The sequence below is a fragment of the Legionella gratiana genome (genome assembly GCF_001467695.1).
In the GTDB taxonomy this organism is placed as follows: Bacteria; Pseudomonadota; Gammaproteobacteria; order Legionellales; family Legionellaceae; genus Legionella; species Legionella gratiana.
Map to the genome: position 1 here is coordinate 556,086 of NZ_LNYE01000029.1, position 19,622 is coordinate 575,707.

The following is a 19,622-nucleotide window of genomic DNA, read 5'->3' on the forward strand; positions in this document are numbered from 1 at the left end:
TGGATGATGCTTGAGAAAATTATTCGTTTTTCCCTAAAACATCGTTGGTTTGTCTTATTATTTACGGCAGTGATTGCCGCTTTGGGTGTATACAATTTTCAGCGCTTGCCTATTGATGCGGTGCCTGATATCACCAACGTGCAAGTGCAAATTAATACCCAGGCTTCTGGCTACTCACCTTTTGAGGTGGAGCAGCGCATCACCTTTCCTATCGAGTTGGCGATGAGCGGCCTACCTAGTCTTGATTATACGCGTTCTTTATCGCGCTATGGCTTATCGCAAGTCACCGTGGTCTTTAAAGACGGCACTAACATTTATTTTGCAAGACAGCTCATTAATGAGCGTTTGCAGGAAGTAAAGGATAAATTACCTCCTGAGGCCGAAACAACGCTGGGGCCGATTTCAACAGGTCTCGGCGAGATTTTTATGTATACCGTGACGAATAAAACGAATGTGCCTGCCAGTCAACGCTACAATCCTATGGAGCTTCGCACCATTCAGGATTGGATAATTAAGCCACAACTGCGCAATGTCGAAGGTGTTGCGGAGGTCAATACCATTGGCGGCTATGAAAAACAATTCCACATCACACCTGATCCAATGAAACTCGTTCGATATCGTTTGAGTTTAAACGATATCGTGGAAGCATTAGAGCGCAATAATGCCAATGTCGGCGCGGGTTACATTGAATCCAATGGCGAACAACATTTAATCCGTGTTCCAGGACAGGTTAAAAACATCGCGGACATTGAAAATATTGTCATTGCCAGTTTTGAAGGAACGCCGGTTCGTATTCGGGATGTAGCAGAGGTGGCATTAGGTAAGGAATTGCGTACAGGGGCGGCTACTGAGAACAGTAAGGAAGTGGTTTTGGGTACGGTGTTTATGCTGATGGGGGAAAACAGCCGCACTGTGTCTGAGCGGGTGGCTGCCAAAATGAAAGAAATTAATAAAACACTGCCTGAAGGTGTTGAGGCAGTCACTGTGTATAATCGAACCTTGCTAGTGAATGCCACGATTAATACGGTAAAGAATAATCTGCTCGAAGGGGCGCTATTAGTTTGTGTCATTCTATTTTTGTTCTTAGGCAACGTTCGTGCCGCACTTATTACAGCCATGGTAATTCCCCTGTCCATGCTGTTGACCATTACCGGGATGGTCACTAATAAAATCAGTGCCAATTTGATGAGTTTGGGGGCCCTTGATTTTGGTTTGATTGTCGATGGCGCGGTCATTATCGTTGAAAACTGCATTAAACATTTAGGTGAACAGCAGCATGCATTATATCGTGTGTTAAATTTGGAAGAGCGTTTAAAGGTTATTGCGTATGCGACCACCGAAGTCATTAGGCCCAGTATTTTTGGAGTATTTATTATTACGGTGGTGTATTTACCAATTTTAACGCTCACCGGTGTGGAAGGAAAAATGTTTTTGCCTATGGCTGAAACAGTGATTATTGCGCTGCTCGCTTCCATGCTGTTTGCTTTGACGTTTGTTCCCGCAGCCGTCGCTATTTTTTTACGAGGTCGTGTGCAAGAAAAAGAAAACTGGTTAGTGCATTACCTCTCACTAGGTTATGCCAGAGTGTTGCGTCGCTGCTTTCACGCCCGTTTTCTTGTAATTAGTGCCGCGGTAGTTTTAGTGGTCGTTAGTCTTCTTGTTGCTTTTCGTTTAGGTGGGGAATTTATTCCGAGCCTTGATGAAGGGGATATTGCCATGCATGCGATGCGAATTCCTGGAACGAGCTTGACTCAAGCCATCACCATGCAGCATTTAGTGGAGGAGCGGGTAAGCCAATTTCCTGAAGTAAAGCGAGTCTTTGCAAAATTAGGGACAGCAGAAGTAGCCACCGACCCCATGCCACCTAATGTGGCTGATACGTTTATTATATTAAAACCTCGCAAGGATTGGCCTAATCCTAAAAAAACCAAACAAGAATTAGTGCAGGAAATGGAGCAAGCAGTAAAACAAATTCCTGGTAATAATTATGAGTTTACCCAGCCGATTCAAATGCGTTTTAATGAATTGATTTCAGGAGTACGCAGTGATGTGGCCGTCAAGGTATTCGGTGATAATATGGATACCTTACTGCAAGTGGCAGAGGCCATTAGTGCTCAATTAAAAAAAGTACCCGGGGCTGCTGATGTAAAAGTAGAGCAAGTCAGTGGCTTGCCGCTTCTGACCGTTGCGATTAATCGTGACGTTTTGGCGCGCTATGGGCTACAAATTGGTGCCGTACAAGATGCTATTGTCATTGCAACGGGTGGCAAAAGAGGTGGCGAGCTCTTTGAGGGCGATAAACGCTTTGATTTGGTAGTGCGATTGCCGGAGGCCTTGCGCTCAAACCCAAATGTGTTGCGCCAAGTCTTTATCCCTTTACCTCCTTCCAAAGACAACGAGCGGCATTTTATTCCTCTGAGTGAAGTGGCTACTTTAGTGCGCAGCGAAAGCCCCAATCAAATCAGTCGTGAAAGTGGCAAACGTCGTGTTGTAGTCAGTGCGAACGTACGAAATCGAGATTTAAGTTCTTTTGTGAATGAAGCAAAACAACGTATTGAACAAAACGTCAAAATTCCCACTGGCTATTGGGTGACTTGGGGTGGGCAATTTGAGCAGTTGCAATCGGCCTCCCAACGCTTGCAAATCGTAGTGCCTATCACTTTATTAGGCATTTTCCTGTTGCTGTTTATGAGTTTTGGCAGAGTAAGGGATGCTCTTTTGGTGTTTACTGGTATTCCTTTGGCATTAACTGGCGGAGTCTTTGCTTTGTGGTTCCGAGGCATTCCTTTGTCTATTTCAGCCGGTGTTGGGTTTATTGCTTTATCAGGGGTGGCTGTGTTAAATGGTCTTGTCATGATTACCTTTATTAATAAATTACGTGAGCAGAAACAAGTGTATTTGAAAGATGCGGTCTTACAAGGCTCGCTGGCGAGGCTTCGTCCTGTTTTAATGACGGCCTTGGTTGCCTCCTTAGGCTTTGTACCGATGGCCTTAGCGACAGGCACTGGTTCTGAGGTGCAGCGCCCTTTGGCGACCGTAGTGATTGGTGGAATCATCTCCTCTACTTTTCTCACTTTGTTAGTGTTGCCAGGTTTGTATTACGTCTTTCATGAGCGGCGTTACCGTAACAAATTACCTATTAAAAAAGCCGGCGAAGACACTTGATTAACATGGAGATGATCTCTATATTTTCTCGTTGGAATTAAGGCTTCCTGGGCAAGACATCCAGAAAGAGGACTATCACAAAGACCACTAAGGCCACAAAAGCAAGATAAAATCCTATGTTTGCAATGAGTTTCATGCGGTGAATAGAGCTTCCTTTGGCAAGAACTATCAAAACCAGTCCTATTGAAAAAATTATCCCCGCTGTAATAAGAAAATTATGGCTTGCCCAGTCGAGCATCGTTGTTTCTCACGATTTGATGGTATTTACTTAAGTATAGATGTCACTGGGTTCTTTTATGCAAGCAGTAATGAGTGGCTTCAGTGCTTATTGTTCTTTGACAATTCCTGCTAATGAACTATATTAACAGTTAAATACTTATCTAACTGTTTAATTATTAATTATGTTAACTCAAGACCAGATTATCAAGTTAAGTGACATTTTGCATTTAATGGGCGAAGTCAATCGCCTTAAACTTCTTATTGAGTGCTTAAAAGGGCCGAAATCGGTTTCGGATCTGGCAGAGCAATTGCAGCTCTCTGTCCCTTTAACCAGCCATCATTTGAGTCTGTTGCGCTCGGCACGGCTCTTGATGGCTAATCGCGAAGGCAAACACATTTATTACAGTATTTATGATGCGCATGTACGCTGTATTTTAGAGGACATGCTTAAACATTTTACTGAAGAGACGGAGAATTAACATGCGTTTGCTAAAACAAGAGGATTGGGGTCGTTATTCGGTGAGCCATGCTTCGATAGGAATGAATTGTCTGCGATGTCGAACTTCTCTTGCTCCGGGGGCATATTTTTACAGTCAATGTGGGAAATCATGATGACAGCTCCGCTCACCTTAACCACTTTTTTTGTTGCAGGACTTGATTGTCAGGCTGAAGAACAATTAATCAGGCGGCAATTGCAAGCTATCCCTGAAGTGGAAAAGATGGATTTTAATTTTATTGCTGAAGAAGTAACGGTTCATCATCGATTACCCACCATTGAACCTATACAACAGCAGATAGAAGCCTTAGGGATGAGCGTGCGCGCCAAACAAAGCACCCCTAGCGACAAGGTTCAGGAAAAACTTAAATTTGATGCCTCTTGGCAGATTCTTGCATTATCAGGTCTATTGGCTCTTTGCTCCGAAATAGCAGCTTATCTTTTGGCAACAGAGCAATCTCTATGGGCCATTATTCCTGCCTTACTGGCCATTATTCTCAGTGGACCTCCTACTTTTAAAAAAGGTTGGCTTGCTTTGCGCACAAAAGCCATGAACATTAACAGTCTAATGCTCATTGCCATAACAGGGGCTATCTTTATCGGTGATTGGCCTGAGGCGGCTATGGTTACTGTTTTGTTTGCATTGGCGGAACGAATAGAGCGTTATTCCTTAGACAAAGCACGTCTGGCTATTCGAAGCTTGATGCAGATTGTTCCTGATGTGGCTCAAGTGAAAACAGCTAATGGTCAATGGCAAACTTTACTGGTCGAGGAAGTGCCACTGGGTGCTGTTTTTAGAGTTAAGCCTGGTGAGCGTATTCCATTGGATGGTGAGGTGGTTTCAGGTCAAAGTACAGTCAACCAAGCTCCTATTACCGGGGAATCCATGCCAGTGAGTAAGCAGATAGGTGATTCTGTTTTTGCCGGCTCTTTAAATGAGCATGGGGCTTTTGAAGCGAAGGTGAGCAAAGCGTCAGGCGATACGCTGCTCGCTAAAATTGGTAAAGCGATTGAACAGGCGCAAGCTGAGCGGGCCCCAACGCAACGATTTGTTGACGAATTTGCAAGATACTATACGCCTATTATGGTATTGATTGCTGTTCTTGTCGCTTTAATTCCTCCTTTCGTGTTGGGATATTCTTTTTATGATTGGATCTATAAGGCGTTGACTTTATTAGTTATTGCCTGTCCTTGTGCCCTGGTCATTTCAACACCAGTAACAGTGGTGAGTGGCTTGGCTGCCTCTGCCAAACATGGGCTTCTCATCAAAGGAGGAAGCTATTTAGAGACGGGTTATCGCTTACAGTTAATTGCACTGGATAAAACTGGTACCTTAACAGAGGGCAAACCGGTGGTAACCGATTTTATTACTTATGATAAAAGTCAAACCAATGAACACTTGTTGTTGCTTGCTGCAAGTCTTGACAGCCACTCCGAGCACCCCGTAGCTCATGCCCTAGTGGCATATTGGCAGCAAGAGCATCCTGATAAATCATTGCTTTCAGTGGAACGGTTTTCAGCGCTTCCTGGGCGAGGCGTGAAAGGTGCCATCCAGGGGGAATTGTATTATGTAGGCAATCATCAATTAGCAGAAGACAACAAAGTCTGTTGTTTAGAGGTTGAGCAAGAATTGAAACGACTGGAAGAAGAAGGAAAAACTACTGTTATATTAAGCAATAGCACTACGGCCTTGGCTATTTTTGCAGTGGCAGATACGCTTCGAGCCAACAGTCGAGAGGCGATTGAATCATTGCATCGACAAAGGATAAAAACGGCGATGTTAACAGGTGATAATGCTCTAACCGCTCAAGCCATTGCCAAACAAGTCGGCATTGATGAAATCCAAGCTAATATATTACCAACAGAAAAAATGCAGGCTATCAATAAACTCTTAGAACAATATCAGGCTGTGGGCATGGTGGGAGATGGCATTAATGATGCACCTGCTTTAGCGAAAGCCACTATTAGCTTTGCGATGGGTAAGGGAACAGATACCGCTTTAGAGACAGCGGATGTGGTATTAATGAATGATAATTTAGCCATGCTTCCTCTGTACATTGACTTAAGCCGGAAGACAGTGCGAATTTTATGGCAAAACATTAGTCTATCCTTGGTTATTAAAACGGTGTTTTTTATTTTAGCACTTGGAGGAATGGCTACCCTTTGGATGGCGGTTTTTGCTGACATGGGGGCTAGTTTGATTGTGGTTATGAATGGGCTACGATTGTTGAATTCAAATAAAACGAAGAATCATTAATACAATCGCTTTGATTGCTTTTTCAATATGTTATGATGAGATAAACCACTGTTTTTGTATTTGTTGAAAGGGAGAGGTAGATGAATAATACTGGATTTAAGACAATTTCCTTTTTGATTGGAGTATTGTTTTAGGATGTAGCTTAATGTCCTGCACTAAAACCACCGCGACAGAAACGCATCCTGAAAGCGGTTACGAGGGAGGTTTTGGTGGTGATGGAGGGCATAGGCACCAAGAGCATTAAAACCTCTATAGTCAGATAAGGATAGATTATTATGGGAGTTAATACTTTGACTATAGTATTGCTATTGGCATTGATGGTATTATGCCTTGGCCTTCTTGCCTTTCTTTGGAAAAAAAAGAAAAATTTGCGCTTTGTTATAACCATATTAATCTTCCTTATCCTAGCTGCCATTTTTTTACATGGTGTTTCCTTCCAATTGCATTAGGTCTTTTTTATTCATTTTAGGAAATTATACGATGATAAAGATTAGTATAGGGGTTCTAAACGCTAACCGTCGAAATTTCCGTGCAATAATTAATCATCCCAAAATTCTTTAAATTTTACGGAAGCAATTTCTGTGTACCTTACGGTATGTTGAATATTTTTATGACCCAAATAATGTTGAATACTGCGAGTATCCCGACCGTCATTAGCTAGTTTGAAGCCTGTTGAGTGGCGAAGCATATGAGGGTATGTCGCCAAGCCAAGTTCTGCTTTTTCTCCTGCTCTTGCGATAATTTTTCTAAAAGTATCTGCAGTAATAGGTGCTTTACGCTCCGTCATAAAAACATAATCGGTTTCTGGGTAATCGCGTTTTAATTGACGCAGAGCCCGAATCTCTGGGCCAAAAAGAGGGTGACTGGCTGGGATTCCATTTTTTTTGCGAATCACATGAAGTAGACCTTGTTTTAAATCTATTTGAGACCAACGTAATGAGATCAATTCAGATACGCGTAGTTCATGTCGATAGGCAATTAAAATCATTGTAGAGTCACGTAAGCCATGCCGCCCCAATTGCTTTGCAGACGCAATAAGCTTATCCACCTCAGCTGGAGTAAGGTATTCTCGTGCTCTGCGCTCACTATTTTTTACTTTTTTAGGCGGTTTCATGATTCACTTTTATACACTTTCCCTAAAAGAGTTATTGGTGTCACTTCCAGGCATCCAAACAACATGTTTATTTATAAGACAATTCACGATTTAATTTTAGCAAACTTTCCGATAAAGGTATTCTTTAGGGAGAGTTTTTTAGTAACATATTGTCTCTTTTTTAATTAAGATTTTTTATCATGCGTGCAAGCAATGAAAGATTAACCATTTTATCTGAGGCAGAGCAAGCTGCTTTGTATGAGATCCCTGATTTTGATGATGTTCAGCGCTCGAACTATCTCAATCTCACCCCTGAAGAACAAATCTTGATGCGTAGCCGTGATAATTTATCAACTAAAGTCCATTGCGCTATTCAAATAGGTTACTTCAAGGCGAAACATCGGTTCTTTCCATTTAAGTGGGACGAGGTACAGGAAGATATTGATTTCATTATGCAGGAATATTTTCCTGAACAACAATTTCTTCCAACCCCTATCAGCAAACACCAATATTATGCACAATGCACTGCGATTACGACGCATTTTGGTTACCAGTCTTGGTCAAAAGAGTTTGAACCATTATTGACTGCCCAGGCACAACAGATTCTTCGCCGTGATGTTAGTCCACAATTTATCGTCATCGAATTACTAGCCTTTATGCAGAAAAAGAAAATCTTGCGTCCTGGATATACCACTTTGCAAACGATTGTGAGCAAAGTCTTAAATGCTGAACGCAATCGGCTAGAGGTAATTCTTAGAGAATCCCTGACGATAGATGATAAATCCGCTTTGCAAAAATTGTTGCTAGAAAAAGAAGCCCAAACGCTTTCTGGATTAGCAGATCTCAAGCAGGATACCAAGGATTTTAAAGCACGCATGATCAGTGCTGAGCGCGAAAAATCGATTTCGATAAAACCCCTGTATCAGTTAGCTAAATCGCTCTTGCCTACACTTAATCTTTCTCAGCAAAATATTCGCTACTACGCAAGTCTTGTTGATTATTATGATGTCTATGAATTACGGAAGAAATTAAAATCTGAGCAGACCTATCTTTATCTTCTGTGTTATCTCTCTTTACGATACCTTCAGTTGAATGATAATTTAATAGACGCTTTTTTCCTGAGCCTCAAGCAATTTGAAGCAGAGCTTAAAGAAAAAACAAAAGATGCCTATACGGACTACGCGGTAAGCAAACAAATTGATTCTTTTGTTATGCGTCGATTTGCACGGTTATTTATCAACCAAGAGCTACATGATCAACTCAGCTTTGGCGATGTACGCAAAAAAGCATTTGAAACCATTATCCCTGAAGAAGAGCTTCGCCATAAAATACCCGAAGAAAATGAGGAGGAGCTTAAGCCTATCGATTTTCAATGGAAACTGGTTGATACTTTATTTCATCGATGTCAGTTGCAGTTACGACCATTAATGATGGCCATTGATTTCTCAAGTACTGCAGATGAAAGTCCTTGGCTTAAGGCAATTACCTGGCTTAAGGAGCTATTTGGTGCCAACAAAACGATAAACCAATATCCAGTCACCGCAAACCCCGAAAAAACCAGGCAAAAACGCTTGGAAAAATACTTGTTTGATGCGAATGCCAAGGGTGAGAAAAAATTCCATGCCGATCGCTATGAATTTTGGATTTATCGTCAACTGAAGAAACGGCTTAAAGCAGGAGAATTCTATTTGGCAGACAGTGTACAGAATCGCTCGCTTTAACAAGAGCTTAATTCAGCCAATGACAAAGGGGCGCTAGTGGAACCCTTAGATATTCCAGCATTGAGAAAGCCTATTAAGGACTTACTAGACGAACGTTGTGCTGAATTGCGATCAGAATGGTTGAAATTTAATACTGATTTTACTCAAGGTAAGCTCAAGCATCTGTACCATGATGAACAAACTCAAACGCTCCATCTAAAAAAATCGAGTGATGACAAACGCGATGAAGATGCTCAACACCGTTTCTATGAACAATTGCCCTTGTGTGATATTACGGATGTACTTCGATTTGTTAATGAACGGAGTCGTTATTCATCTGCTTTTACCCTCATACAACCTCGCTATGTTAAATTGCTTGCCGATGAAAACACTCTGAATGCAGTGATTATCGCTCAAGCGTTGAATAACGGCAATCTTAATATGGCAGAAATTTCTGATATTCCTTATGCCAGTTTGTTGGACGTTTACCAATCCCGTGTGCGATTGCAAACATTAAAAAAAGCCAACGATATGATTGGGGATGATATTGCACAAATGCCTATTTTTCCTGATTACTCGTTGGATATGGCTATTCTTTATGGTGGTGTTGATGGCCAGAAATTTGAAGTGGCAAGACCTACACTGAAAGCAAGGCGTTCAAAAAAATATTTTAAAAAAGGGAAAGGCGTTGTGGCTTATACGCTGCTAGTCAACCATATCCCGCTGCAAACTGAACTGATTGGTGCTCATGAACATGAAAGTTATTTCACTTTTGACATTTGGTATAATAACACCAGCAGCGTCATACCTGATGCCATTACAGGTGATATGCATCTTATTAATAAAGCTAACTTTGCTGTGATGGACTGGTTTGGTGGTAAACTGTGCCTTAGATTTACCAATTTGCAAGCCCAGCTCAAGCATCTTTACTGTGATGATGATCTATCACAATATGCAGATTGGTTAATCAAGCCCGTAGACAAAATTGATCGCCAACTTATTGAGGATGAATGGCCTAATCTGGAACCGATTATCAAAGCGTTAGGCTGTAAAGAAATCACTCAAAGCATTCTGATTAAAAAATTATGCACGTACAGCGCCTCAAACAAAACCAGAAAGGCATTATTTGAATACGATAAATTGATCCGTAGCATCTATACCCTGAAATATTTGCAAAACAGAAAATTGCAACGAGACATACATCGTTCTCAAAATCGGGTAGAATCCTATCATCAACTACGTATGGCTATTGCAACCGCCTATGGTAAAAAGCAATTATCAGGCAGGGGAGATCGTGAAATTGAGATCAGCAACCAATGTGCCAGGCATTATTGCTAATGCCATTATTCATTATAATTCGGCAATTCTATCCAAGCTCAAACTCAAATATGAAGCTGAGGGAGATCATAAGGCATTAGCACTGTTGAAGAAAATTTCGCCTGTAGCTTGGCAACATATCCATTTTCAGGGACACTTTATTTTTTCTGGTGATAAAATCATTGATCTCGATGCAATAATAAACAAAGTTTTTTTGCATGGAGTAAAAAAGAAAAAAGTGGTTGAATTTAGTCCGGAAATTTCGACGGTTAGCGTTTAGAACCCCTTCAACGTCTTTAAAGTCCACATATTGCCGCTCCTTGTAAAAGAGCTGATTAAGCTACTCTAAATCCAATACTTATCTATTTAAGTATAGACAAGATAGCACTGAAGTTCATAAATTGATCAATTTATGAAATGATACCTGACTGGCGCAATCCTTTAGAAGGATGAACTATACTAATACAAATTACTGAGTCAAAGGAGTGCACATCATGTCGCCTGCATTTGGGCACCACCCGAAATCACCAAAACCACAAAAAGAGAAGGGCTTCTGGAGTTCTCCTTCCGGTCTAATGGCCATCATCATTATTGGGATTATTGGCTATTACTTGATTGTAGAGCATGGTGCTCACATAGCAAGCTTTTTAGGCGCTTCACCATTGGTGCTGTTAGTCTTACTCTGTCCATTGATGCATCTTTTTATGCATAGAGGACATGGGGGGCATGGAGAGAATCATCACCATAAATCGGATGACGAGGACAACGATTCTTCTGAGAATAAGGACTAATCGAAAATGGAACATACTTCTTATGCCTATGGTTTGTGGTTATTAGTCATTGTCAATTCGGCGATTTTCATTTTGTTTGCATACAGTTTTACCACCACGTTTAAAACAAGGCGAGATTGGCGCGCCTTTGGTGCATTTTCTGCGTTTGTTATCGCTTATTTTACCGAAATGTATGGTTTTCCTTTAACCATTTATTTGCTGTCAGGATGGCTTTCTAAATATTATCCTGGAATGGATTTATATGGTCATGACAGTGGCCATTTACTCCATACCTTGCTTGGCTTGAAAGGTGATCCCCATTTTGATGTCTTTCATATCTTAAGTTTTGTCTTCATTATCGGCGGTCTTTGGATGATTGCATCAGCCTGGGGTACTCTTTATCGTGCTCAAAAGGCGCATCAACTTGCAACCAGTGGGCTGTACGCCAAAATTCGTCATCCGCAATACGATGGGTTTATTCTGGTGATGATTGGTTTTTTATTGCAATGGCCAACCATTCTGACCTTAATCATGTTTCCTATATTAGTTTATATGTATGTTCGTCTCGCGCGTAGGGAAGAAAAAGAGGTTTTGGCGGAGTTTGGTGAGGAATATAAACACTATGCTGCAGTTACTCCTGGGTTTATACCTCGTATTAGTAAACAACAAGACAGCAAAGGAGGTGCACCATGATGTTTATGTTTCACAGTGCCGAGATGCTCGGCCTTATCGCAATAGCGCTTGGAATCATGTTGGTCGTCTGGGCATTACGTAATGAAGGAAAAAGTATTGGATTAGCCAAAATATTTGGATGGTTGATTGTCATTATCGGGATTCTAGGGGAGCTATGCAGTACTTATTATGCGATTAAATACTGGTATGCAGGCTATTTCCAGATGCCAATGATGTCAGGTGAAGCATTCTTATTTCATGTGGCTCAGATGTTGTCTCTTATTGCAATAGCATTGGGTATTATTTTGATAGCATGGGCGTCACATAACGAAGGACGTGGTATTTCGCTAGCAAAAGTCTTTGGTTGGTTCATCGTTCTCTTTGCGATTTTGGGCATGACTTGTAGTGCTTATTATGCCACTGTGTATTGGTATAAAGGATATATTCAAACACCTGCTGGTATGCCTATGTTGTTGCAACATCAAATACCGATGCAGAAACAGTCACCCAATCAATAGTCCTGGTAAGTGCCATAACAAATTGTTACGGCACCTATAAAATTTTCCGTTGTAGAGAAAGAGTCCCTCAATGATGCTTATAAAATCCAACTCCTTTAATATCAGTCCACAACGTGGTTTGGTGGCAAAGGAAACATTGATCGACACGGGCTTCATGCTCATGAGCCACTTTTTTTGAAATCATATTAAAATGTTCCATATAATGACTGGGTGGCGCTTGATGGCATTGAGCACAATCCATTGAACTCGGAGATGGGTGCCTAAATTCAGAGAGGCTCCAATGAGCCGTTTCATGACAAGCAGAACAATCGTCGCCAAATAACTTAAAGTGCTTGTCTTTGTTTTGATGGCAAGAGGCACAGCGTAAAGTCAGTTCTTGAGGTGATAAATGGGGGTTGACCAATACGGTTGGCCTATTGGATTCATTCTGCGCTAAAAAGAGCGTCACCTGATTAATAATCAACTGTTCTTCTTCATCATTTGCATTTGAAAAGGCACGAAGTTGCTGAAGTCCTAACGAAACCAAAGCATTGTGATCCATCTGCGTAATACGTGCCGTTCTGCCCTGGTGCTCTCTATGACATTCAACACAACTGCCTATGTTGGCATGAAAGGAGGTTGGCTGGCGTTTTAACAGAGATTCGTTGTTGGCATGGCAGACGATACAGTTCGCTGCCTCAACCCCTTTCACTGGAGTGTGACACGCAGTGCAGTTGTGACTTAAAAACGAGTGGGCTTTGGAAAGTTCTCCGGGGCTTGCCATTCTTTGCCACTCCGCCACGTTCGTCAAACTGCTCACCTCATCTCCATGAGAAGACAGATAATAGGCCATAAAAGACAGTGCCGCGATTACGGTAAGGGCAGCGAGGGTAGCCCATCTCAGCTTCATTGAAACCACCTTAATCCAAAATAAATTCCAGACCAAACGTGCAAACCCAGCAGAACATACAATACCAGTGCTGTAATAATGTGACAGGTTAACCATTTTTGAAACAGGCGCTTGAAGTGCTCGTGAAAACGTATGGCGTATTCCAGCTCAGAGATGGCATCTGCTAAACACAAAGCGCGTACTTCTGCCGACTTGATTAACTGACCATCCAGTGCGGTGTCTTCAAGCAGCCAGGAAAGAAAGCGAGCTGTCATAAGATGTAATTTCCCGATGTTTTGCTTGGAGCGTGCGCTTTCTTGTAATTCTTGAGCTACGATTTGGTATTGCTTTTGTAATCCCAAAAGGATAGTCTTTTTTTCATCGATTTCCTGAGTCATAAAGCCCATGAGATAACGGCCAATAAAACCACTGAGCGTGACAATGAGCGTCATAGCAGTCAAAGCAATACCTAAAGCGCTATTAAATTTATGCCCTGTATGAATCAAGACTAAAATCGAGCCGATAATACCTGTGTAAATATGCCACGACAACAGGGTATTCATGGACACATAGTGTGTTACCCAATTTTTCAAAAATGAAATACGTTTAATAAAGAGGTAGAGTAGCGGAATGAGCATCAATATCGAGCCACTCACGCCAAAAACGCCACCCCAAAAGCTCCCGGCAAAACGAGAAGATGTATGGACTGCAAAGCCTAGCCATGTGATAAGCATTAGAAGTACTAACCCCAAAACCATCATTCGTCCTTGCGCATTCATTAAGCATCCACCTCAATGTTTTGAGTCGCTTTGGCCTGACAGGCTAAGATAAGCCCCTGTTGTTTGTCTTCCTTTGAAAGCGCATCTTCACAAGCCATGGTCACTTCCCCTGACAGCAAGGTCACTTTACATAACCCGCATTGCCCGGTTCGGCACGCATTATCAATAGCAATCCCATTGGCTTCAGCGATTTCAAGAAGGGTACAGTCCGGCAGAATTGGAACCATTTTTTCAGATTTCCGAAAAGAAATCATCGCACGGGTTTCGGCTTTGATGGTGACTAAGTCTTCTTGAGCTATTTCTGGTTTCTTTTCTGGTCCAAATGCTTCTGTTAGAATCAAATCAGCGGGCACTTTAAGCTCTTTTAAGCTACCAAGGATGGCTTCCATCATCGCAGGAGGACCGCAAACGTGGATACGATGTGAGGCAATATCAGGGACAAGATGGCTGATAATATTCTTGGTAAATAGGCCTTGTAACCCCATCCAAATGGTTCCCTCTGAACGCAGCATCGACGCATACACATGGAGATTGAGGTATCTTTCTTGAAGTTGCTCTAATTCTTCGCGAAAGAGAAACTCACTGGTCGTGCGGCAACAGTACAGCAAATAAATGTCATTGTGCCATCCAATATCGGTGAGGTAGCGGATGATACTCATCATCGGGGTAATACCAACCCCGCCACAAATCAATACGATGCTCTTTGCCTCTTCACCAGTAAAAGTAAATTTACCATTAGGCCCCATCACCTCCAGTAAATCCCCTTCCTTAATTTCGTCATGCAAATAACGGGAAAACAAGCCTTGTTCTTCCCGCTTGACCGTAATGGCGCAATAATGCAATTGGGTTGGGGTGGAGGCCATGGTGTAACTGCGTCTTATCGTTTTACCATTAATTAAGGCGGTGAGCGTAATGAACTGGCCAGGATAATAGGTAAATGGCAAAGCCACCTCATGGGTTGATGCCAAATGATATGTTTTGATTCCTGGTGCTTCTTGAAAGATACGGCAAACACGAAGTTGTCCTTCCCATTTCTCTTCCGGTTCGGTGAGTGATCTCATGACCGGAAATTGCGGGACTGGACATTTATGAGCGGGGCAGGTAGGAGGCATAGTTGGGGCAGTTTCTGATGGCACTTTAGAAACTTGAGAGGATTTAATGGGCTCTACTGATGTTAAGGAAGGGGTTGGTTCAGGTGCTTTTGAGAATTGGGGTGGTGTCTGCGAAGATACAGCCGCATTTTGTTTGGTTAAGCGATCGAGCAGAGCAGCAGCTCTTCTCATTTTGAAAAAATACATCCAAATCATGACCAAAAAAAACAGACCAAATAGAGCGATAATCGTTAAATGAAAAAAAGGCCCACCTAAGACACTCTCGGCTTGCGGACTACTTGGAAGAAGATTCATTTCTCGTTTAAACCACTGCAAGGCGATGTCGCTTGGATTTTTTCCTTCAGACAGTGCGCGAAGTGCGGCCAGTGCACTCTCATATTGCGCAATCCCTTCCCGTAATTTCTCTAAAGCTTCTTGCATTTTAGCGTAATCGTTATTGTTGGATGCCAACAAAAGCTCGTTAAGTCCACCTTTCATGAGCGCCATGCCGGATGTGATGCGTTGATGTGCCTTTTGTTGAATTGCAAGGCGTTTTTCGGGGGATAATGTGGGTAAACTCATTAAAGAGGGGTAAAGTTCCTTAGAGGGAGTCCCTATATTTTTCATCATACCACTCATTCCCTCGCCTTCTTTTTCTCCTTGATGATGGGCAGCATGGTCTTGTGCTGTGAGTTGAGCAAAGGAAACAGAAGCCATCGCCAACAGGAAAGAAATAGATACTGCTTGAACCCATAGAAATAGGAAAAACTTTTTAATGTATTGAAACAGCATCCTTTCCCTCCAAAGCGCACTGAACAAGCTGAGATTATTTGTTTTCCTGCCTCTTATTAGTTTATCCCATATTCTGTAACAAATTTCCAATAACTTAAAAGGGTATGATTAGGAATTCATGCAGTCATTCATTCCATGGATTAGAAACTCAACCAAATCAGTACGTTATTTGCTCTATTTTGAGGTTCTGTCTATTCTATAATAGAAGCTTTTTTAAGAGATGTCCTATGTGGAATCTTAAAAAAGTGAAGGGACGGCACGCTTTGATACTTTACAGGGATCAATCGGTTAAGTGCTAATTCTGACATGGTAGTGAACATTATGATGCCAGGATGGAGGAATTTCCAATGGCGAAGCAGTGGATGGTTTTAATAGGGTGTGTGGTCTTGAGTTTATTGACGACTGCTTCGTTAGCACAATATCGAAATGGTGTTTTTTCAGTGGAGTACTCAAAGGCCTCCCCTATAAAAAATATCCCTCTTAAAAAAGCCACATTAATAATCAAAATCTACTATTATGGATATCCCAAAGGGCATTTCTCAGTGGTCACGGATGAAAAACAACATTTTATCATGGGTTATGATGATAAGTATCAAATCGCTCTCGAACTCATCGCCATTTCGGGACAGGAACAATATAAGGCCTTATGCCGTGGAGAATCGAAACCAGGGCAGTTGAAATTAATAGTCGTCTGTAACCCGTATAAGAAAAAGACCTTATAAAGAGGCGGTGTGACTTTTGCCTCATAGTGCTCTATGTGAACTCATGACCAATAATCGCTTGGGCGCTTTGCAAAATATTCTGAATTTCTTCCGTAATTTCTTCTTGGCGCATTAAATTAAGACGATGGTTTAATGCATTTTTTTTATTTTCTAACCGATCTAATGCCTGGTTTAAATGAAACAGTCTTTGATGATTCTCCGCAAAAAACGATTGATAAAAAATCGCATAACACATGGCCAGTAAATAATGCTCCACCAAGTCAGCGAAAAACTGGTCTTTGGAACCATTCAAAACAGGTGGCACAGAAAAAGGAGGCGCAGGACTTATATCCAACTCTTTAAAGGGCTGCCAGGTTTTTACTTGAATTTGATTGTGCTCTTCCTCATTGAAGAGAACAGTCCATTGCCAAGAGTGCCATGTCTTATTTCTTTGCAATAAGGCTCTTTCTAACGTGTGTAACACGTTTGAAATCACGGCTGGGATTTCTTCAATGGCATTGGGTCCATCGATTGTTGCCATGACACGAGAATCATTAGCCATTTTTAATGCTAGTTTATGCCCTACAAGAACGAGTGCTGGTTCCCATTCAGAATGTTGCTCGTTGTGCGCGTCTAACTGATGAAGTACATTATCATTAAAAGAACCACAAAAGCCGCGTTCTGAGCCAATAAGAATAGAAACTAAGGGAGGATTTTCTTGTTGATTCATGGGGGGCATGGGATAGAAACTTAAAAAATCATGGCTCACCTCACGAATGGTTTTAATGACGTTGTCCTGCATGGAAAGACATTGAGTGATTTTGCCCAGTTCAATGAAAGAAAGATTTTTCATGGCCGTCATAATGTGGCCAATTTCTTCTAAAGTATGAACATGTTCTTTGAGTTTGGTTCGTTTCGTCATGATACCATCCGGGTATTAAGTGATACTCATTGCTTTGGAGTGGATAATGAGTCCGTTCTATGCCATTAGCCATTCTTTTATCGCTTTTTTCCATTGTTCTCGTGGGCTTCCCAAGGATAAAGTGCTTTGTTTTATTTCTTCCTCTATTTTTTTGAGCATTTTGGGGATGTCTTCTAAATTCAATTCGTCAAAGAAACCCTCATTGTAAGCAATAAGCCATGCGAGTTGAAATTCAATGGGTAGTGGTGAAAAACGTTCTTGTTTTAGAATTTCTCTTAAAACTCGCCCTTTTTGAATCTGCTTTTGCATTTTGGCATCCAGTTTCGCCCCAAAGCGGGTGAACAGTTCCAAATCAAGAAATTGCAGGTAATCCAGTTTCATTCGACCGGATTCTTTTTTAATTTGCGGATGCTGCGCTTTACCACCGACTCGTGAGACCGATTTGGTGATATCAATGGCGGGAAGAAATCCAGAAGAGAATAAGGATTCATCAAAAAAGATTTGCCCATCAGTGATGGAGATGAGATTCGTTGGAATATAAGTGGCCATTTCACCTTCTTTGGTTTCGATAATAGGCAACGCCGTCATACTACCGCCGCCCAGAGCAGGGGAAAGACAGGTGGAGCGTTCTAATAAACGGGAATGCAGATAAAAAATGTCCGCAGGAAATGCCTCACGTCCAGGAGGTCTACGCAGTAAAAGGGACAGTTCACGATAACTATTGGCATGAGCACTCAAATCATCATAGATCACCAGGGCATCTAAGCCCTTTTTCATCCAGTGTTCGGCAATGGCGCACCCTGCAAAAGGAGCCAGATAAAGTAATCCTGGTAAGGCCGTCGCTTGGGCTACTACAACAGTCGTATAGTCCAATGCATTGGCTTCTTTTAATAATTGAATGGTAGAGCTTACCGTGGAACGTTTTTGGCCAATCAACACATAGACACAATACACTTTTTTATCTTTTTGATTCATCACAATGTCAAGGGCCAAAGCACTTTTACCAAGCCCATTATCCCCAATCAGTAACTCCCTTTGTCCTTTTCCAATGGGAATTAGATTATCAAGCATCTTATTTCCTGTGTACAATGGTCGATTCACAAAGTCACGGTGAAGAATAGGTGGGGACAGCCTATCCAGTAATCCTTGTTCTTCATGGGGCGGAATCTCACCGCCGTCTAATGGATGGCCTAGAGGATCAATCACTCGCCCAAGCAGTTTATCACCTACAGGAATACTCAATACGCGTTTCAGAGGAAAAATAGGGGTGCCTGCCTTTAATTTTTTGGTTTGTACCAGCATCACAGCGCCAACCAGCTCTTCGGTGAGGTGGAACACCATCGCGATACAGCACTCATCCTCTGAAATAAGAATTTCATCGATGGCAGCCCCTGGTAAGCCCTTAATCCAGATAATCCCATCTCCAACAGAAACCACCCGCCCTTGTTCGGATACCTTGATTTGAAATTGATAGCGCTCAAGGCGTTGTCGTTGCTTCTCAAGAAAAGAAGGGGTGTTAGACCAATTCATTTTTTGTCTCTATAAAGAATTTTAATTCATCACGAAGATTGGCTTGCAAGCACATGGGGCCCATTTGAAGGGTTAATCCCGCGAGAAGCTTTGGATTTTCCGTAAAAGAGACTGTAATTTTTTTAGGTGACAATTGTTCAATAACTTGCAAGAGATCCTGTTTCTGATGTTCTTGGATGGGGTAGGCCGTTTGTATTGAAACGGTTTCTTCTTCAGGCACAGTATGGAGCCATTGCCATTGTTCTGTCGGAATATGATGGAGCTCCTCAATGGTTTTTTTGATGATTTTCTCTTCAAGATGGGCATCCGCAAAAGGCATTAACAATTGTTCAGCAAATTTCCCAGCCAAAAGAAATGCTTCCTTGGCATTGTTTTCAATGATGGCTGCGGCTTTTTGCATTTCATGGGAAAAAATCTGCTCTTTTTCTTGATGCAATTGTTTTTCAAACTGGAGTCTTTCTTCTGATTTCCATCGTTCCATCGCCTCATGCCACTCGTTTTGTAGGGTCGCTTTCTCTTGTTGCCAATCGGCAAGACGATGTTCATAGGTTGTTTGCAATTGCGTTGCTTGCCTGTGCAGTGTTTGTGCAGTCTCTAATTGTTCTTGCACTCTTTTTTTTCGTTCTAATATGGTTTTTTGTATGGGCGCATAAAGAAAGCGTTTCAAAATCCAAATGAGAATAAGAAAATTAATGAGTTCTAATGAAAAAGTGGTCCAAGAGAGTTCCATTG

At 41.8% G+C, this 19,622-nt stretch carries 14 protein-coding genes and 1 pseudogene; 8 read left to right on the forward strand and 7 right to left on the reverse strand.

Annotated features, from left to right (window positions below):
- Nucleotides 1-6: 6 nt before the first annotated feature.
- The 3 genes from Lgra_RS15455 (at nt 7) to Lgra_RS15470 (ending at nt 6,137) form a co-directional block, all read left to right on the forward strand.
- Nucleotides 7-3,165 (forward strand): CusA/CzcA family heavy metal efflux RND transporter, encoded by a 3,159-nt coding sequence (locus Lgra_RS15455; RefSeq protein WP_013101347.1) that lies wholly within the window; start codon nt 7-9, stop codon nt 3,163-3,165.
- A gap of 401 nt (nt 3,166-3,566) precedes the next feature.
- Nucleotides 3,567-3,863, forward strand: coding sequence for an ArsR/SmtB family transcription factor (locus Lgra_RS15465; RefSeq protein ID WP_013101349.1), 297 nt, complete (start codon nt 3,567-3,569; stop codon nt 3,861-3,863).
- 132 nt (nt 3,864-3,995) lie between these two features.
- Entirely contained in the window at nt 3,996-6,137 is a 2,142-nt protein-coding gene (locus Lgra_RS15470) for a heavy metal translocating P-type ATPase (protein ID WP_013101350.1), read from the forward strand.
- 538 nt (nt 6,138-6,675) lie between these two features.
- Here Lgra_RS15470 and Lgra_RS15475 read toward each other — a convergent pair.
- Complete coding sequence (locus tag Lgra_RS15475; RefSeq protein ID WP_013101352.1) at nt 6,676-7,251, reverse strand: tyrosine-type recombinase/integrase; 576 nt, start codon at nt 7,249-7,251, stop codon at nt 6,676-6,678.
- Nucleotides 7,252-7,430: 179 nt separating this feature from the next.
- Here Lgra_RS15475 and Lgra_RS17880 point away from each other — a divergent pair.
- The 4 genes and pseudogenes from Lgra_RS17880 to Lgra_RS15500 all read left to right on the forward strand — a co-directional run.
- A pseudogene (locus tag Lgra_RS17880) lies at nt 7,431-10,467 on the forward strand (Tn3 family transposase); the annotation flags it as partial.
- A gap of 274 nt (nt 10,468-10,741) precedes the next feature.
- Entirely contained in the window at nt 10,742-11,038 is a 297-nt protein-coding gene (locus Lgra_RS15490; RefSeq protein ID WP_013101356.1) for a DUF2933 domain-containing protein, read from the forward strand.
- Nucleotides 11,039-11,044: 6 nt separating this feature from the next.
- Complete coding sequence (locus Lgra_RS15495; RefSeq protein ID WP_013101357.1) at nt 11,045-11,710, forward strand: methyltransferase family protein; 666 nt, start codon at nt 11,045-11,047, stop codon at nt 11,708-11,710.
- The gene (locus Lgra_RS15500) at nt 11,707-12,207 is read left to right on the forward strand and encodes a hypothetical protein (protein WP_016356848.1); all 501 of its coding nucleotides are present in this window, start codon (nt 11,707-11,709) and stop codon (nt 12,205-12,207) included. Before Lgra_RS15495 ends, Lgra_RS15500 begins: the two co-directional genes overlap by 4 nt.
- A gap of 67 nt (nt 12,208-12,274) precedes the next feature.
- On the opposite strand, the gene Lgra_RS15505 is transcribed toward Lgra_RS15500, so the two are convergent.
- From Lgra_RS15505 to Lgra_RS15515, 3 genes are read right to left on the reverse strand one after another with little or no spacing between them, the layout of a single operon-like run.
- Nucleotides 12,275-13,096 carry a cytochrome c3 family protein gene (locus tag Lgra_RS15505; RefSeq protein ID WP_013101359.1) on the reverse strand — a complete coding sequence of 274 codons (822 nt, stop codon included), beginning with the start codon at nt 13,094-13,096 and terminating at the stop codon, nt 12,275-12,277.
- Complete coding sequence (locus Lgra_RS15510) at nt 13,093-13,854, reverse strand: hypothetical protein (RefSeq protein WP_013101360.1); 762 nt, start codon at nt 13,852-13,854, stop codon at nt 13,093-13,095. The genes Lgra_RS15505 and Lgra_RS15510 overlap by 4 nt, the downstream gene beginning before the upstream one ends.
- On the reverse strand, nt 13,854-15,737 hold the full coding sequence (locus tag Lgra_RS15515; protein ID WP_013101361.1) for a 2Fe-2S iron-sulfur cluster-binding protein: 1,884 nt from the start codon (nt 15,735-15,737) through the stop codon (nt 13,854-13,856). Before Lgra_RS15515 ends, Lgra_RS15510 begins: the two co-directional genes overlap by 1 nt.
- A 347-nt stretch (nt 15,738-16,084) precedes the next feature.
- On the opposite strand from Lgra_RS15515, the gene Lgra_RS15520 reads away from it, so the two are divergent.
- A complete protein-coding gene (locus Lgra_RS15520; RefSeq protein WP_013101362.1) occupies nt 16,085-16,459 on the forward strand; it encodes a hypothetical protein in 375 nt (124 codons plus the stop codon).
- Between the two features lie 31 nt (nt 16,460-16,490).
- On the opposite strand, the gene Lgra_RS15525 is transcribed toward Lgra_RS15520, so the two are convergent.
- Genes Lgra_RS15525 through Lgra_RS15535 form a run of 3 tightly spaced genes read right to left on the reverse strand, consistent with a single transcriptional unit; the run spans nt 16,491 to nt 19,620 of the window.
- Nucleotides 16,491-17,360 carry a F0F1 ATP synthase subunit gamma gene (locus Lgra_RS15525; protein ID WP_013101363.1) on the reverse strand — a complete coding sequence of 290 codons (870 nt, stop codon included), beginning with the start codon at nt 17,358-17,360 and terminating at the stop codon, nt 16,491-16,493.
- Between the two features lie 57 nt (nt 17,361-17,417).
- Nucleotides 17,418-18,890: a F0F1 ATP synthase subunit alpha gene (locus tag Lgra_RS15530; RefSeq protein ID WP_010946783.1), complete on the reverse strand. Its 1,473-nt coding sequence runs from the start codon at nt 18,888-18,890 to the stop codon at nt 17,418-17,420.
- Nucleotides 18,877-19,620 carry a F0F1 ATP synthase subunit delta gene (locus tag Lgra_RS15535; RefSeq protein ID WP_013101364.1) on the reverse strand — a complete coding sequence of 248 codons (744 nt, stop codon included), beginning with the start codon at nt 19,618-19,620 and terminating at the stop codon, nt 18,877-18,879. The genes Lgra_RS15530 and Lgra_RS15535 overlap by 14 nt, the downstream gene beginning before the upstream one ends.
- Nucleotides 19,621-19,622 lie beyond the last annotated feature (2 nt).